This is a genomic window from Ruminococcus sp. 8Y-12, assembly GCF_058119865.1.
In genome coordinates, this window is sequence record NZ_CM176623.1 from 4,746,986 (window position 1) to 4,764,239 (window position 17,254).

The 17,254-nt window shown below is 49.3% G+C and carries 13 protein-coding genes and 1 pseudogene; all 14 read right to left on the reverse strand.

From position 1 onward, the window contains the following. Positions 1-19: 19 nt before the first annotated feature. Positions 20-1,270, reverse strand: a complete 1,251-nt coding sequence (locus AC0THY_RS19270; protein WP_489992203.1) for a S41 family peptidase — start codon at positions 1,268-1,270, stop codon at positions 20-22. A gap of 140 nt (positions 1,271-1,410) precedes the next feature. Beyond that, the gene (locus AC0THY_RS19275) at positions 1,411-2,802 is read right to left on the reverse strand and encodes a murein hydrolase activator EnvC family protein (protein ID WP_489992204.1); all 1,392 of its coding nucleotides are present in this window, start codon (positions 2,800-2,802) and stop codon (positions 1,411-1,413) included. 39 nt (positions 2,803-2,841) lie between these two features. Beyond that, entirely contained in the window at positions 2,842-3,750 is a 909-nt protein-coding gene (gene ftsX / locus AC0THY_RS19280; protein ID WP_489992205.1) for a permease-like cell division protein FtsX, read from the reverse strand. Then, positions 3,740-4,426: a cell division ATP-binding protein FtsE gene (ftsE, locus tag AC0THY_RS19285; RefSeq protein WP_489992206.1), complete on the reverse strand. Its 687-nt coding sequence runs from the start codon at positions 4,424-4,426 to the stop codon at positions 3,740-3,742. The genes ftsX and ftsE overlap by 11 nt, the downstream gene beginning before the upstream one ends. A 53-nt stretch (positions 4,427-4,479) precedes the next feature. Next, positions 4,480-5,565, reverse strand: a complete 1,086-nt coding sequence (locus AC0THY_RS19290; RefSeq protein WP_489992207.1) for a PucR family transcriptional regulator — start codon at positions 5,563-5,565, stop codon at positions 4,480-4,482. A gap of 100 nt (positions 5,566-5,665) precedes the next feature. Continuing rightward, positions 5,666-6,538: a YitT family protein gene (locus AC0THY_RS19295; protein ID WP_489992208.1), complete on the reverse strand. Its 873-nt coding sequence runs from the start codon at positions 6,536-6,538 to the stop codon at positions 5,666-5,668. A gap of 1 nt (position 6,539) precedes the next feature. After that, on the reverse strand, positions 6,540-7,223 hold the full coding sequence (locus AC0THY_RS19300) for a WecB/TagA/CpsF family glycosyltransferase (RefSeq protein ID WP_489992209.1): 684 nt from the start codon (positions 7,221-7,223) through the stop codon (positions 6,540-6,542). A gap of 147 nt (positions 7,224-7,370) precedes the next feature. Further along, a pseudogene (locus AC0THY_RS19305) lies at positions 7,371-8,603 on the reverse strand (ammonium transporter); the annotation flags it as partial. Between the two features lie 250 nt (positions 8,604-8,853). Further along, positions 8,854-9,192, reverse strand: a complete 339-nt coding sequence (locus AC0THY_RS19310) for a P-II family nitrogen regulator (RefSeq protein WP_489992210.1) — start codon at positions 9,190-9,192, stop codon at positions 8,854-8,856. A 422-nt stretch (positions 9,193-9,614) separates the two neighbouring features. Continuing rightward, positions 9,615-10,535 (reverse strand): CorA family divalent cation transporter, encoded by a 921-nt coding sequence (locus AC0THY_RS19315; protein WP_489992211.1) that lies wholly within the window; start codon positions 10,533-10,535, stop codon positions 9,615-9,617. A 3-nt stretch (positions 10,536-10,538) separates the two neighbouring features. Beyond that, positions 10,539-12,650: a glutamine synthetase III family protein gene (locus AC0THY_RS19320; protein WP_489994222.1), complete on the reverse strand. Its 2,112-nt coding sequence runs from the start codon at positions 12,648-12,650 to the stop codon at positions 10,539-10,541. A 258-nt stretch (positions 12,651-12,908) separates the two neighbouring features. Then, positions 12,909-15,020 carry a glutamine synthetase III family protein gene (locus tag AC0THY_RS19325; protein WP_489992212.1) on the reverse strand — a complete coding sequence of 704 codons (2,112 nt, stop codon included), beginning with the start codon at positions 15,018-15,020 and terminating at the stop codon, positions 12,909-12,911. A gap of 217 nt (positions 15,021-15,237) precedes the next feature. After that, positions 15,238-16,101: a class II fructose-1,6-bisphosphate aldolase gene (fba, locus tag AC0THY_RS19330; protein ID WP_489992213.1), complete on the reverse strand. Its 864-nt coding sequence runs from the start codon at positions 16,099-16,101 to the stop codon at positions 15,238-15,240. Between the two features lie 96 nt (positions 16,102-16,197). Beyond that, the gene (locus AC0THY_RS19335) at positions 16,198-17,223 is read right to left on the reverse strand and encodes a diacylglycerol/lipid kinase family protein (protein WP_489992214.1); all 1,026 of its coding nucleotides are present in this window, start codon (positions 17,221-17,223) and stop codon (positions 16,198-16,200) included. Between the last annotated feature and the right edge of the window lie 31 nt (positions 17,224-17,254).

The following is a 17,254-nucleotide window of genomic DNA, read 5'->3' on the forward strand; positions in this document are numbered from 1 at the left end:
TTTCTCTCCCGCTTATTTCCTATTTTCCATTTACCACTTCAATAGCCTTCTGCAGCTGGTTATCTTCACTCTTCTCAATGCTCACCTTCTGTTTCAGACCCTCATCCAGCTCCACCTCCACGTCCGGTTTGATCCCAACTCCGTGGATGTCATTTCCCTTGGGAGTATAGTATTTAGCAATAGTCATCTTCACAGCAGTTCCGTCATTGAGCTTCACTGTCCTCTGGACAATTCCTTTTCCATAGGTGTTTGTTCCCACCAATGTTCCGATCCCGTAATCCTTGACTGCTCCCGCAAAGATCTCGGACGCGCTTGCGCTGTTTCCGTTCACCAGCACAGCCAGAGGTTTGTCAAACGCATGCTTTCCATCGCTTCGATACTCTGTGCGGTTGCCGTCCTTATCCTCTGTATAGACAATCAGTCCCTCCGGAAGCAGCTGGTTCAGCATATTGCAGGTGGTCTGAAGCACCCCGCCCAGATTGTTTCTCAGGTCAATGACCAGCTTTTCCATTCCCTGACTGTTCAGATTCTCCAGGGCACTGATAAACTGGGCTTCGGTTACGCTGTCAAACTCTGTTATCTCTATATAGCCGATCTTTCCATCCATCATCTCGTAGTTTACAGTGGGAACCTCAATGGCCCTGCGCTCCACATCAAACTCCAGGTAATCGTCCTGCCCCTCACGCACAACGGTAACTTTGATGGTCTCCCCCTCCTCATTTCGTATCATGGAAACCACATCGCTCAGTTCCATCCCTGTGACTGCCGTGTCGTTCAGCATGTAGATCACATCTCCCGGAAGCATTCCGGCCTCCTGAGAAGGCGTTCCCTCATAGCAGCGCACAACCGTCACCAAGCCGGTATTTACATTCTCTGTGAGAACGGCACCGATCCCTTCATACTGTCCGCTGCTGGACTCGTTGCTCTTCTCCAACTCCTCCCTGGTGTAGTAGGCGGCATACCGGTCACCCAGGCCCGCAATCAGACCCTTATACATCCAGCTCTCCACCTCAGCCTCATCGATCTCATCCAGGTAATACTGATTGATCACCTCTTCAATATTTTGAAGCTTATTCTCCACTCTGCCCAGATCCAGATCCAGCATATTGTCCTTTACCTGTTCCTCTGTGCGGGCTTGTGTTTCCACCTGAGCGCCCTGTCCGGAGTTCTTCAGCATTTCCCCCTTTGCGAAGAGCACGATACCCACACAGACCAGCATTACACAGACCCCGCTCAAAAAACCTTTCAGATACTTCCCGTCATGCTCCATGACTGCCTCCTTTTTCTACTGCCCCTGCCTGTTTAGGCACTGAACAGTTACGCTAAACTTATCTATTCGTCAACAAAGGCTTTGGGTCCAGACTATGTTCCCAAAACCTTTTGCTAACGGTATATTTCGTAGACAATGTACTAACCCACATAATTGTGAGGATTTACATAAGCCCCGTTCACAGTCACGCCAAAATGCAGATGTGGTCCGGTGGAGTATCCGGTAGACCCTACAGCTGCTATGCTCTCTCCCGCGCTTACCGTCTGTCCGGCGGACACATAGAGAGCAGAAGCGTGCATATACACTGTGCTGATTCCATTCCCATGACTGATGATCACATAGTTTCCTGCTGATGTGCTGTACTGGGCAGTGACCACAGTTCCAGATGCCGCTGCCACGATAGAAGAACCTGAGGGTGCGCCGATATCGATCCCCATGTGATTGGAGGAAGCTCCTGCTGTGGGCGATTCCCTTCCACCAAATTCACTGGTGATGGTATAGCTGCTTGGACAAGGCCACACGAAACCGCCGGATGCACCGTTGGACGTATTTGCTGAATTGTCCGCCTGCTGTTGCTGCCGATCCGCCTCCTGTTTGGCCGCCTCCGCTTCCGCCTGCTTTTGCTGAGCATCCGCCTGGGCCTGGGCATCCTGGCTGGCCTGGGCTGCCGCCTGGGCCTCCGCTGCTTCCTGGGCCTTGCGCTCCGCCTCCGCCTGGGCTGCGGCCGCTGCTGCTTCCGCCGCTGCCGCTTCCTGTCTGGCTGCCTCCTCTGCCGCTGCCATGGCTGCCTCCTGAGCCTGAATCTCCGCCAAAATGCTGTTCTGGGCCTCCATCTCAGAGGCATAGGATGCCGCCAGGCTCTCCTGGTCACTGATCTGGTCATTATACTGGTCAATCTGCTCTTTCTTAGCCTGAATGACGCCCGAGACCTCCGCCTCCTGCTGGCTGACCTGCGCCTGAAGGTTCTGGCTCTCCTGGTACTGCTGCTTTAGTTCCTTATTCTTCTGGGCAATACTGTCCTTTGTCCCCTGATACTTTTCCAGCATATCCCGGTCATACTCTGATATCTTTGTCACATACTCTGCATTGTTTAAGAGTTCCGCAATGCTGCCGGATGAGAAGATCATCTCCGCATAGGCATAATTCCCGTTCTCATACATATAACGAATGCGCTTTTTCATGGCCTCGTATTGCTGGCTTTCCTCCTGCTTTGCCTGCTTTAAAAGCTTCTTTGTCTCCTTCATCCGCACTTCAGTATCTGCCAGAGTTGCGTTGAGCTCCTCCAGCTTTGCGGAAAGCTCACCCAACTGCCCATCCAGTTCCTGCACATGGCTCTCCAGATCATTTTTCTCACTTTGGAGGCCATCAATGGTGCCGTTTACCTGGTTCAGACTGTCCTCCAGCTGATTTTTCTTTGCCTCAGCCGCCTCTTTGCTCTGGGAAGATTTGGCCGCTGCCGCTCCCATCACAGGCTGTGCTGCCAGGGCTGCTGCCATACAGATACTAACTAATTTTATTTTCCCCTTATTCATCTTATCACCCTTTTCTTTCTATTTCTTACACTTCTATAGCTAAACCTTCAGATGCTTTCTCACTGTGATCACACTCCCCACAAGTCCAATCCCCATTCCAAGCGCTACTGCAATTGGCACCAAAGCGGCAAACACCTGATTTACCGGAAGAAACTGCAGAAACCCGGTGAGCAGTGAGAAATGCTCCAGCACATATCCAACTGCCTGTCTGTACAGAAAGTACAGCAGAACCAATGGAATTACAGAGCCCATCAGGCCAATCAATACCCCCTCGATCAGGAAGGGCGCTCTCACAAACCCATCCCTTGCTCCAATGAGCTTCATAATCGCAATCTCTTCCTTGCGGACTGTGATACCCACAGTCACGGTATTGCTGATCAAAAATATGGAAACCAGCAGAAGCACGCCGATGATGGCAATGGAGATATAGCCGACCAGCACATTGAAAGTAGTCAGTGCATTGGCTGCCGCCTCAGACTGGTTTACCTTTCGCACCCCGTCCAGAGTACTTATGTACTCCACTAAACTGCCCTGATCCTCTATATCCTGCACATAGACCTCATAGCTGGAAGACTGGGCCAGGGGATTGTCCTCCTCAAAGCCCTCCGCCAGCTCAGGATTGTCCTGGAAATATTTCTCTTTATAGTTTTCCCAGGCCTCCTGGGCCGATACGTACTTGACATCAGAAACCTCGGGCCGTTCCAGAATCTGACGGCCAATGGCATCGATCTGTTCCTGGCTGATACCGTCATCGAAAAAAACAGTGACCGCCACCCCCTCCTCCGCCTCTTTGACAATATACTCAAAGTTGGTCACAATGGAGTAGAACAATCCAAACAGAAAGATACAGGCTGTCATGGTTGCCACAGAAGCCAGCGAAAACCATTTATTGCGGAAAATATTTTTGATACCCTGTCTGAAGGTGTATCCTATGGAGCTAAGCCTCATTCCGGTACCCACCTTCCTTCTCGTCGCTGACAATCACACCTTGATTTACAACCACCACACGCTTTTTCATGCTGTTGACGATCTCTTTGTTGTGGGTTACCACCAGCACCGTGGTTCCCTGCTGGTTGATCTCCTCCAAAAGTTTCATAATCTCAAAAGAAGTCTTAGGGTCTAAGTTTCCCGTCGGCTCATCAGCCAACAGCAGGGCCGGTCTATTCACCAGGGCTCTGGCGATTGCCACACGCTGCTGCTCTCCTCCGGAAAGCTCATGCGGAAAAGACCGGTACTTTTCCGCCAAATTTACAAGGGAGAGCACCTCCGGCACCCTCGTCTTGATCACCCTGGCAGACACCCCGGTCACACGCTGCGCGAACGCTACATTTTCAAATACGTTTCTATCCTTCAAAAGGCGAAAATCCTGAAACACCACACCCAGCTCTCTGCGGTATTTGGGTATCTGCCTGCGCTTTACAGACGCCAGATCCTTCCCGTTAAAGCTGATGGTCCCCTCCGTGGGTTCAAATTCCTTCAAAAGGAGCTTAATCAAAGTGGACTTCCCAGATCCGCTGTTGCCGACAAGAAAGACAAACTCCCCCCTGTCAATGTGTAAATTTATCCCATGCAGGGCCGGATGCCCCTTGGAATAAGATTTACTCACTCCTAGTAAATCAATCATGCAATCCTCCTATTAATTATCTCCCCACACACTGGTACATTGTTTACGATGTACTAGTAATCCAGTGTCTCCATGTACTTCATATACTTCACTACCATCAGGGCAATCTTAAAGGTAATCGCATCTTCAAAGACCCTCAGATCCAGTCCTGTACTCTTCTGAAGCTTATCCAGCCTGTACACCAGCGTATTTCTGTGGATGTACAGCTGTCTGGATGTCTCGGATACGTTCAGGCTGTTTTCAAAAAACTTGTTGATGGTAGTCAGTGTCTCTTCGTCAAAGTCATCCGGTGATTTCCCCTCAAAAATTTCACGGATAAACATCTTGCAGAGCGGAATGGGCAGCTGGTAAATCAGACGGCCGATTCCCAAAGAGCTGTAGGCAATCACATTTCTTTCCCCAAAGAAAATCTTACCCACATCCAGAGCCATACGCGCTTCCTTGTAGGATCTGGATACCTCTTTGATCTCATCCACGATGGTGCCATAGGCGATATGGGCGGTCTCCTGCTTGTCGGACGGAAGGCACTCCAGAATCTTCCTGGCCGCCAGATCCATCTCCGGATACCCGTCTCCAGGCCCTAGTTCCTTTACCACTATGATGCTCTTCTCATCCACAGCGGTAATAAAGTCTCCGGCTTTGTTCCCCAACAGAGTCCTGACGTTCTCCAATGAAGTATTGTCCTTCTCGTGGTCTGTTTCCAGTAAAAATACCACACGCCGCACTTCTGTGTCAATATGTAATTTTTTCGCACGGTTGTAAATATCCACCAGAAGCAGATTGTCCAAAAGCAGATTCTTTATAAAATTATCCTTGTCAAACCGCTCTTTATAGGCGATTAAAAGATTCTGTATTTGAAACGCAGCCATCTTTCCCACCATATAGACATCATCGCTGCTGCCCTTGGCTAGAAGAACATATTCCAACTGGTTTTCATCAAAAACTTTAAAAAACTGATGACCTCTCACTGCCTGGCTGTCCGCCGGCGAATCCACGAAATCAGCTATTGAAATTTCTTCTTCCATATCGGGAAATGTTGTGGCCAATACATTTCCTTCCAGATCTATCACACACAGATCAATTCTGGAAATGACCTTTAAACCTTCGATTGTCGTTTGTAATATTTGGTTTGATATCATGACATTCCCTCACCTTCGCATATTCATTACACCAAAATTTAATAATCTAAATTATATTTTAATATATAATGACAAAAAAAGAAAGAAAAAATTGAATTTTTTATGCTTTTCGCTCTAAAAAGCCCTCTCCAAGCACCTCTCTGGCATCGCTCACCACAATAAAAGCCTTGGGATCAATCTCTGCGATACATTCCTTTAGAGCCACAATCTCCTTTTTAGATACCACGCAGAACAGCACATTCTTGTGCTCCTCCGAGTACATTCCCCTGGCATCCCATCCGGTAAGCCCTCTGTCCAGCTCGTCCAACACGGCTTTCGCCACCGCCTCCCTCTGTCCGGTGATAATGTAAGCCACCTTGGCAAACTTCACGCCTTCAATCAGGTAATCGGAAATATAGGAGGTGACAACAATGGCCAGTATGGAGTAGAGTGCGGTTGTGATACCGAAGGTGTAAGCCCCCACAATCACAATGGCCGCATCAATGATCTGCATAATCTGCACAATGGAGTAGTGACGGAGGTAGTGCTGGATCAAAGCGGCAACCAGGTCCGTTCCCCCTGTGGTTGCCCTGGCCATAAAAACCATACCTATGCCCACACCGAAGATTGCCCCTCCGAAAAGAGATGACAGAATCAAGTCCTCCACGCCCAAAGACACTACCGGAAGAATGTACAGCCAGGCGGACAGCATGACTGTGGCAAACAGCGTCCTCTTTAAAAACCTCATTCCCTTAATCTTAGCTCCCAGCAGGAAGACCGGTACGTTTAACATGATATTCGTCAACCAAAGAGGGATTCCACCGTCTACAATCCCGGATGTCACCTCTTTTAGTATGATCCCTGCACCGGTAAAACCTCCTGTCACCAGACTGCTTGGGTCATATACTGAGTTGATCGCCAGAGCCATTATGGCTGTACCTGCCAGAATCAGAAGATAATCCACATAGACTGGCCTCACTTTTCTGAATTCCATGTCATGCCTCTCCTTTCTCCTGTTGATACTTGCTTATTTTCTTTTTAAAGATACGTTTCTCTATCAGTTTGTCCCAAAATCCCGGCTTTAACTCCAGAGATTTCCTGCATTTTAAAGTTTTTCCTGTTCCGATCCATACCCTAGCGCTCAGTTTTGTTTTGTTGGCTGCCACAAAGTCCTCCTGCAGCGGAGTGCTCAGAGAAGCCAGAATGATCTCCGGCGCTGTTCCATTAATCCGGTTTATCAGACTGTCCGGATCTCCTGTCATATCCTCCATGGAAAAGACTCCTGCCAGATGAAGTCCCGGAAAGTTATCCAAAAGGTGTTCCTTTAAAGTCCCCGCTTCCTTTTTTGTCTCCCCCAGAACAGCCAGGGACTTTTCGTTCTGGGCACAGTATTCCAAAACTGTGGTGAGAAACCAACCGTCCTCAGCCTCCATATGGCGCTCTGCATCCTGAATCCCGGCTGCCAGCAGCACATCCCGGTCACCTACCACACTCATGTCCAGGCTCTCTACTCTCTCTCTGTAGCTCGTTTCCTTCCCCGCCTCCAGAAGAACTCCCGCATTGATGATTCCTATGGTGTTCAAAGACTCTGTCTTCAGAAACGCTTCCATCCGCTCCATGGCCTCCACCACCGTCAGATTGTCAATCTCCACTCCTAATACATTCATTTTCCTGTTCATTTTGACCCTCTCTTTTCCGCATACTTTCAATATATCAGAAATCATAGGGCTTTTCAACCATAAGTATCCTTGCGAAAACCCCTGGAACGAGTTCACATTCCAGGGGTTTTCTCTATATCACATGGATTAGCTGTTAGATTTCATCTGGAATCCTGCATAGGCTGTCTCCAGTCCATGCTCCACAGGATCCAGTCCGCCGATCTCTTCCTCGGCGGAAACCCGCAGCCCAATGGTTTTCTTAATAATGGTGAATACGATAAACATAGCAATTGCCACGAAAGCTGCCACTGAAACCACTCCAATGCACTGAATAGCCAGGCGCTCCCAGTGTCCTGTGGTAAACAAGCCGTCCTCTCTGGCAAAGAAACCTATCATGATGGTACCGAAGGCTCCACACACACCATGTACAGAAATAGCACCCACCGGATCATCAATTTTTGCAATCTTGTCAAAGAACTCTACGGAAAATACCACCAAGGCTCCTGCCAAAGCTCCGATGATGGCTGCGGCCCATGGATCCACCACACTGCATCCCGCGGTGATGGCCACCAGACCTGCCAGGGAACCGTTCAACGTCATAGACACATCCGGTTTCTTGTAGCGCATCCACGTTACAAACATGGTCACTGTGGTTGCCGCGGCTGCTGCGATGTTGGTTGTCATAAATACGTTGCTTACATCCAGTGCGTTTTCTGTGGTTGACAGGCCATAACTGGATGCCGGGTTGAATCCAAACCATCCAAACCAGAGAATGAAACATCCAAGAGCGCCCAGTGTAATGCTGTGGCCAGGGATTGCTCTGGGCTTTCCGTTTTTATCATACTTTCCAATACGAGGCCCTAGCATCCATGCTCCGATCAGAGCCGCCACACCCCCGGTCATATGTACAGCCGTGGATCCTGCATAGTCATTAAAACCTGATGAAACGCCAATGCTCAGTGTTGAGAGCCATCCTCCGCCCCAAATCCAATGTCCCTCAATGGGATAAATCAAAGCGCTGATCACAATACTGTAAATAATATAGGAAGAAAACTTTGTCCGCTCTGCCATGGCGCCGGATACAATCGTGGCTGCTGTGGCGCAGAACATGGTGTTGAAAGCAACCATCGCCCAGGATGGAATACTGCTTGAGTAATCTCCCCGGCAGAACAAATCAATGGTTCCGATAAATCCATTTCCATCTCCCATCATCAGCCCAAACCCCAGAACCCAGTAGACTACAGAGCCCAGTGCAAAATCCATTAAATTTTTCATAATAATATTACCTGCATTTTTAGCCCGCGTAAATCCGGTCTCCACCATGGCAAATCCTGCCTGCATGAAAAAGATCAGGGCTGCTCCCAGCAGGACCCATAGGGTATCCATTGTGTTAATTTCCATAATAATCTCCTCCTCAATCTGCTTACCTGATTTTAAAACGTAAAAGGCTGACTCCAAATGGGCTTACAAGCACTCCCACTTAGCTCGTTGCTCATGAAATTTAAATACGACTCAGCGTACTAGCGGTAAAGGCTTTATCTTCTTTCAAAATAAAAAACGATAACCGCATCCGGAATTTCTCCCTTACGCAAATTATCGTCCTCGATCACTATCATATTTAATTGTGGCCATACCTCTTAACACCCTTCATTTAAAGCGCATCATTTCCGCGCTCGCCTGTTCGGATACGTACTGCATCCTGAACCTCATAAATAAAGATCTTTCCATCGCCATAATTACCTGTGTTGATCTCCTTCACAACCCGGTCAATGACATTCTCACTGATTTCATCCTCCACAACCGTCTCAACCCGCACCTTGGGCAGCAGGTTGACATTGTACTCTGTTCCCCGGTAGAGCCTGCGGTAACCCTTCTGATTGCCGTAACCCATGATGTTTGATATCATCACACCGTTTGCCCTGCACTCATCCAGAATGGTTTTTAAGTCTTCCAGCTTTTCCGGTTTAATGATGATTTCCAGCTTTTTCATAATCTTGAACCTCCTTTTTATAATAACAAAAAGGACGCCCCTTTTTCAGGAACGCCCTCGTTCTTTATTGATACTCATTATACACCCTTCCCTTCATTTGTCAAACCTAAATTTATACTTTTTTTATAATTTGTCTATAGTTTACCAAATGAACGCACATTTGCATCTTTTTCCCGTCACATTCCCAAATTTTCTTATTTTGTCAAATTTAGGGGCTTTAACGTTCATAATTTATTCATTTATCATTCAAAAAAGTTTCACTGCGCCATCATTCTTTCTTCATTTCTGTTGCATATAATATAAACATCAAAAGAACACAGGACAATTTCCTAAGTATTAATATACTATTCGAATAAACTTTTTCATAATAATGCCGGGCAGAACAGCTGCCCGGCATCCTCCCTTTTAAGGGAGTTTTTTTATTACAGCCATTTCTTTTTTTTACAGAGCCAGACTCCCCCGCCGATGATCAGTATGCTGACGGCGATCAAAACCGGATAGGCGTAGGGCGCTTTGTATTCCGGCATCTGCAGATTCATTCCATACCACCCGGCCAAAAGTGTGAGTGGCATGAAGATCGTGGTCACCACAGTCAAAAACTGCATGGTGCGGTTCATCTTTAGATCCCTCTGGGCCTGATACCCTTCCTTTAGCTGCATCACTTCCTCTCGCAGCACCTGGATATCCTCCACCATTCCCAGGCTGCGGTCCTCGAGTATGGCAAACCGCTTTAGGGTGCGGCTGTCAAAGAGCTGATTGTCGTTATCCACAATGTATTCCATGGTTCGTTTTAAATGCTCGTACAGGTGTTTGAGCAAGAGCAGGTGTCTGCGGAAGCGGACGATATCACGGATATAGTCATCGGAATCCATGTCCACATCCTCCAGCTCTTCCCGCTCTCCCACTTCCTGCTCCATCTCTTCCACCCGCTTTTCCTCCCTCTCCACCAGGGATTCCAAAATACGGTAAACCAGATTTCCGGTTGTCAGCTCTCTTCCGGTATTGTGGACCGTCTCCAGAAATCCCTCAAATTCCTGTCCATCCTGCACCAAAAGGATTAGCTGCCTGCTGTCCATCATCATGTACATGGGAAATTCCAGGGGGTTTGGAGACTCCGCCAAAAAAGACGGCACACAGATCAGATCAAAGTCCACATGACTCTCAAATCTGGTGTCGGGATTTTTCAGCATCTCTATAAAAAATTCATCCGGCATCTCATGCCACTGGTCCGTAAATTCCAATCTGCGCTCTGTAAATTGACTGGATACAACCATGACCTGCGCTTCCCCGATGCGCTGAGGCGGCAGCTTTTCCAAGCTGCCGCCGTTTATTTTATACAGCATTTTTTACACCTCAAACAAAAGATCTCCGTAGGATGGCATAGGCCACTCTTCTTTGTCTACAATCATCTCCAGCTGATCTACCGGAACGCGCAGTTCCTCCATAGCTGCCGCTACCTTCTCGTGGTAGAACATGGCCTGGGCTTCCCCTTCAGGCATGGACACCGCTGTATTTGTGGCGTCCTCCAGCTTTGCCAGTGCCAGCTTCGTGGCTGAGAGCAGACTGGTAGTCTCCTTGAGTAAATTCATCGGAACCGTAACATCCGCACCCGCTGCCTTGATCTCATTTGCTGTGCCTGCCAGATTGCGCGCGAAACGCATCACAGCCGGAACGATGTGCTTGCTGGCAATGTCGATCATGGCTCTGGCCTCAATGTTGATGGCCTTTGAATAGCCCTCGTACTGGATCTCCGCCCTGGACTCCAGCTCTGCCCTGGTAAATACCCCGAACTTGCTAAACAGCTCCACTGCCTTATCGGTCACCAGTGCCGGAATCGCCTCCACCATGGAACGAATGTTGGGCAGGCCCCGGCGCTTTGCCTCCTCTACCCATTCCTCTGAGTAGCCGTTGCCGTTAAAGACTATACGCTGGTGCTCATTGGCGTACTCTTTGATCAGGTCATGTACCGCCAGTTCAAAATCCTCCGCCTTTTCCAGAATGTCACAGGCTTCTGAAAAGGCTTCTGCCACAATGGTGTTGATTACCACATTGCACTCAGCCACAGAGTCTCTGGAGCCCACCATGCGGAATTCAAACTTATTTCCAGTAAACGCAAAAGGTGATGTCCGGTTCCGGTCAGTGGCGTCTTTTGCAAAATCCGGCAGCGTCTTTACGCCTGTGTGCAGCTTTCCGCCCTTGATGCTGTGGGTAGCGGTTCCTGTACTGATGAGCTGGGCCATCACATCCTCCAGCTGTTCTCCTAAAAATACGGAGATGATGGCAGGCGGTGCCTCATTGGCACCTAGTCTGTGGTCGTTCCCCACATCTGCCGCGGACTCTCTGAGAAGGTCCGCGTGGCGGTCCACTGCTCTTAACACGCACATCATAATGAGCAGGAACTGTATATTCTCATGAGGGGTCCTGCCCGGTTCCAGAAGGTTGATCCCATCGTCCGTCACCAGAGACCAGTTGTTGTGCTTACCGGAGCCGTTCACACCTGCAAAAGGCTTTTCGTGGAGCAGGCACTGCAGGCCATGCTCCTCCGCAACCCTCTTTAAGGTTTCCATTATGATCTGGTTGTGGTCTGCCGCCACATTGCACTCCGCGTAAATGGGTGCCAGCTCGTGCTGGGCCGGGGCCACTTCATTGTGCTGGGTTTTGGCGGACACACCCAGCTTCCACAGCTCTGCGTTCACGTCCCGCATAAAGGCCGCGATCTTGGGACGGATAACGCCGAAATAGTGGTCATCCAGTTCCTGTCCCTTGGGGGGCATTGCTCCAAAAAGCGTGCGCCCGGTAAAGATCAGGTCTTTTCTCTTTAAGTATTTTTTCCTGTCCACAATAAAATATTCCTGCTCCACTCCCACGGAGGGTGCCACCCTTTTGGAGGTGGTGTTTCCGAAAAGCCGAATCAGGCGGAGCGCCTCCTTCTGAACCGCCTCCATGGATCGCAGCAGGGGGGTCTTCTGATCCAGAGCTTCTCCTGTGTAGGAACAGAACGCGGTTGGGATGCACAGGATAGCCCCTGCCTCATCCTCCCTCACAAAGGCTGGTGAGGTACAGTCCCAGGCAGTGTATCCCCTGGCCTCAAAGGTGGCTCTCAAACCTCCGGAAGGAAAGGATGAGGCATCCGGCTCGCCTTTGATCAGCTCTTTGCCGGAGAACTCCATAAGTACGGAACCATCCTTATCCGGCGCTGTGATAAAGGCGTCGTGCTTCTCCGCAGTAAATCCGGTCAGCGGCTGAAACCAGTGGGTGTAGTGGGTAGCACCCTTCTCCACCGCCCAGTCCTTCATAGCTGCTGCCACTACCTCCGCAGTCATAGGGTCCAGATCTTTTCCGTATTCTATGGTTTTGTGCAGTTCTTTATACACTTTTTTGGGCAGACGCTCCTGCATGACCTTGTCATTGAAGACATTCTGCCCGAAAATTTCTGCTGCATTCATTTTATCGCTCATCATTCTCCTCCACTATATTGATGCTCTGTGAACTTTTTTGCTGTAAATATGCTATAACGCATGATAGCGCAAATTCTTTAAAAATGCAAGGGGAAGATGAAACGGGGGTTATACCTCGTAACTATTCGTTACTGTTCACTCAGGTCTGAGCATTTACTGCTCAGACCGTGAGAAAATGATTCAAGAGTGCAAAAATCCCATCACCAAAGTGATTTTAAATAGATTTTTGCATGCAACTGTGAAGGTACTGAACAGTTACTATACCTCAAACAATAAATCTCCGTAGGATGGCATGGGCCACACTTCTTTGTCCACCAGCATTTCCAGCTTATCCACCGGTACACGCAGGGCTTCCATGGCGGGCATGATGGAGTCGTGGAAGAACTGTGCCTGCTCTGCACCCTCCGCTTTGCCGGTTCCCTCCTCGTCCAGGTCAATCAGCTTGTTGAGCGCCTCTTTTGCCTCCTCCAGAAGGCTGCCCACTTCCCCCAGGAGCTGTGCCTGCACCTTGGCTCTGCCACCTGCCGCGGTCACTGCGTTGACGGTGTCTGCCAGGGTCTTGGTATACCCCACCACAGCCGGAATTATCTGCTTTCCGGCCACGTCGATCATTGTCTTGGCCTCTATGTTGATTGCTTTGGCATAGTTCTCATATTTGATTTCCACGCGGGACTCCAGTTCCGCTTTGCTGAAAACGCCAAATCTTCCAAACAGGTCAATGGCTTTCTCCGTCACCAGACATGGGATGGCTTCTACCATAGACTTAATATTGGGAAGCCCTCTGCGCTCTGCCTCGTCAACCCACTCCTCTGAATAACCATTTCCGTTGAACACAATTCTCTGATGTTGGGATGCCATCTCCTTAATCAGATCATGCACGGCGAGCTCAAAGTCCTCTGCTTTCTCCAAAATATCGCAGGCATCTGCGAAAGCTTCCGCTGCAATGGTGTTTAACACAATATTGGGGGCTGCGATGGAGTCTCTGGAGCCCACCATGCGGAACTCAAACTTATTGCCCGTGAACGCGAAGGGGGAGGTCCTGTTTCGGTCTGTGGCGTCCTTTGCAAAACCCGGAAGAGTCTTTACACCGGTCTGAAGCACACCGCCCTTGATACTGTGGGTGGCGGTTCCTGTGCTGATCAGCTGCTCCAGTACATCCTGCAGCTGTTCGCCCAGGAAGACGGAGATGATGGCAGGCGGAGCCTCATTCGCCCCCAGTCTGTGGTCATTTCCGGGGTCTGCGGCGGCCTCCCGAAGCAGGTCCGCATGTTCATCCACAGCCTTTAAGATGCAGGTCAGCACCAGGAGAAACTGCACATTTTCATGGGGCGTCTTTCCTGGGTCCAGCAGATTGATTCCGTCATCTGTGGTGATGGACCAGTTGTTGTGTTTACCAGAGCCATTCACTCCGGCAAAGGGTTTCTCGTGGAGCAGGCACTGCAGTCCGTGCTGACAGGCCGCCTTTTTTAAAGTCTTCATAACCAACTGGTTGTGATCCACAGCAATATTGGCCTCCGCATAGATAGGCGCCAGCTCATGCTGGGCCGGAGCCACCTCATTGTGCTGGGTCTTAGCGGACACACCCAGTTTCCACAGCTCTTCGTTGACATCCTTCATGTAGGATGCAACGCGCTGCCGGATGGTTCCAAAGTAATGGTCATCCAGCTCCTGACCCTTGGGAGGCATTGCGCCAAAGAGGGTGCGCCCGGTAAAGATCAGGTCCTTTCTCTTTAAGTACTTCTGCTTATCCACCAGAAAGTATTCCTGCTCAGGACCCACGGAGGGGGTGACCTTTTTGGAGGTGGTATTTCCAAATAGTCTCAGCAGGCGCAGGGCCTGTTCATTGATTGCCTCCATGGAGCGCAGCAGAGGGGTTTTCTGATCCAGGGCCTCCCCTGTGTAGGAGCAAAACGCGGTGGGAATGCACAGAATTGCCCCCGCTGCGTCCTCCCTCACATAGGCCGGGGAGGTGCAGTCCCAGGCTGTATATCCTCTTGCTTCAAAGGTGGCTCTCAGCCCCCCTGAGGGGAAGGAGGAGGCATCCGGCTCTCCCTTGATCAGCTCTTTACCCGAAAACTCCATAAGCACAGAACCGTCCTCTTTGGGGGCTGTGATAAAAGAATCATGCTTCTCCGCCGTCATTCCCGTCAGCGGCTGGAAAATATGGGTGTAGTGGGTAGCCCCTTTTTCTACCGCCCAGTTTTTCATAGCCTCAGCCACCACCTCAGCCACCATTGGGTCCAGCTCCCTGCCCTCCTCCATGGTCTTTTTCAACGCCGTGTAGACTTTACCGGGCAGACGCTCCTGCATCACTTTATCATTAAATACGTTCTCTCCAAAAATCTCTGCCACATTCATTTTTTCACTCATTTGTTCCTCATCCTTTCTTTGTTTGTGTGAATTTGAATATATTTTTCTAAATAAAACCGCAAAAAAAGGGCGCTCCACCGTGGTGGAACGCCTTTGTTCGCTTTACATTCTTCATTCACTTCAATCTGTATACTAAAATACATTACTTCCTAAAAAAATGCAAGCAAAAATTCTAAAATTTTTTCAGTTCATTTTCCGATTGATGACGGCTATGTAGTCAAGCCTTGTCAATGGAACCGAAAATTTCCATTTTTTCTTTTACAGTTGCCTTGATGGCCTCAACTCCGGGAGCCAGGACTTTACGCGGGTCAAAGCCCTTGCCTACCAGATCCTTGCCCTCCTCAAAGTACTTGCGGGTCGCTTCCGTAAAGGAAATCTGGCACTCTGTATTTACATTGATCTTGGCAACTCCCAGATCAATGGCTTTCTTGATCATATCTACCGGAATGCCTGTCCCTCCGTGGAGAACTAGTGGCATGGTTCCTGTCTTTTCCTGGATTGCGTCCAGAGTCTCAAAGCTCAGGCCTGCCCAGTTTTCCGGGTATTTTCCATGAATGTTTCCGATACCTGCTGCCAGCATGGTAACGCCCAGCTCTGCAATAGTCTTGCACTCTTCCGGATCAGCACATTCGCCCATACCTACAACGCCGTCTTCCTCGCCGCCGATAGCACCTACCTCAGCCTCCAGGGACATTCCCTTGTCAGCACAGATCTTCACCAGCTCTTTGGTGTTTGCGATGTTCTCCTCAATGGGGCTGTGGGAGCCGTCATACATTACAGAAGAGAATCCTGCCTCAATGCATTTCAGGCAAGCGTCATAGCTGCCGTGGTCCAGATGCAGAGCTACCGGTACTGTGATGTTCATCTCCTCCAGCATACCGTTTACCATACCAACGATGGTCTTGTAGCCTCCCATGTATTTTCCTGCACCCTCAGAAACACCCAGGATAACCGGAGAATTGTTCTCCTGTGCAGTCAAAAGAACTGCTTTTGTCCACTCCAGATTGTTGATGTTAAACTGTCCCACTGCATAGTGGCCTGCCTTTGCTTTTTCTAACATGTCCTTAGCTGATACCAACATTTCGTTACCTCCACTTATAAATAAAATTAGTTAAATTGTAGTTAGCTTTTATTATAGTATATATTTCATAAAAAATAAACAATTTTTTGTGATCTATTATTCTTTTTCCACGATCTCTTCCTCTTGTACCGTCTCCAAACTCTGATTTTCCCTGACTTGCTGCAGACTTCTTGCTATGGTCTGGACACTGTGGGCTTCCTCCGGCAGCAACGCCTCCTGGTGGATGTGCTTTACCATAATGGGAATGGCTTTCTGATAATTGACAATCTCCACCCTGCTGTGCACTCCCCCAAATTCCCCGTCCAGTGTCCAGGGAATCTCCTCCAATGACTCAAACTCTACCCGTTCCGCCTTTTGATAGTAGATGTGCTTGTTGTCAATCTCCCGTAACAGAATAGCCCCCAGGATTTCCTGGAGCTCTATGGGATTTTTCGGTGTCTTTATCAAAGTGACTTCAAACACCCCGTCGTTTAAGTGAACATGTTTCCCTGTTATGTTCTTAAATCCTCCCACAGACTGGGAATTGGTTACCATTCCATAGATAAACTCGTCCTCTACAACCTCCTCGCCGATCCGGATCTTCATGTGGTAGGACTTCAGATTAAACAGCCTCTTGGCACCCTCCAGCACGTAGGCCAGATGCCCCAGCACATTTTTGACATCCTGCTTGGTCTGGTAGGACACCTCTGTAAAAGCCCCGAACGCAGCAATATACACAAAATAATCCCCGTTGAAGCCTCCGATATCACAGGGAAAGGGATGATTGAGCGCGATGCAGCGGGCTGCCTCCTTCATATTCTTGGGCAGCCCCAGACTGTTTCCAAAATCATTTGTACTTCCCGCCGGGATGTAACCCACCGGGCGCCTGCCACTCTCGGGCCTTTGCATCATGCCGGTGATCACCTCATCCAAAGTACCGTCGCCGCCACTGCACACCACAAGGTCGTATTTCCCGGCCTTTTTCTGGGTCACCCTGCAGGCATCCATAGCCCCCTGGGTGGTGTGGACCGTCACCCTCATATTGTTTTTCACAAAGATATCGATAATGTCCAACAGGTGATTTCTGATCAAGCCCTTGCCTGACTTGGGGTTAATGATAAAAAGTACTTTTCTCTTCTTCATGCATTTACACTCCTCAGTATAGGCTTATTCT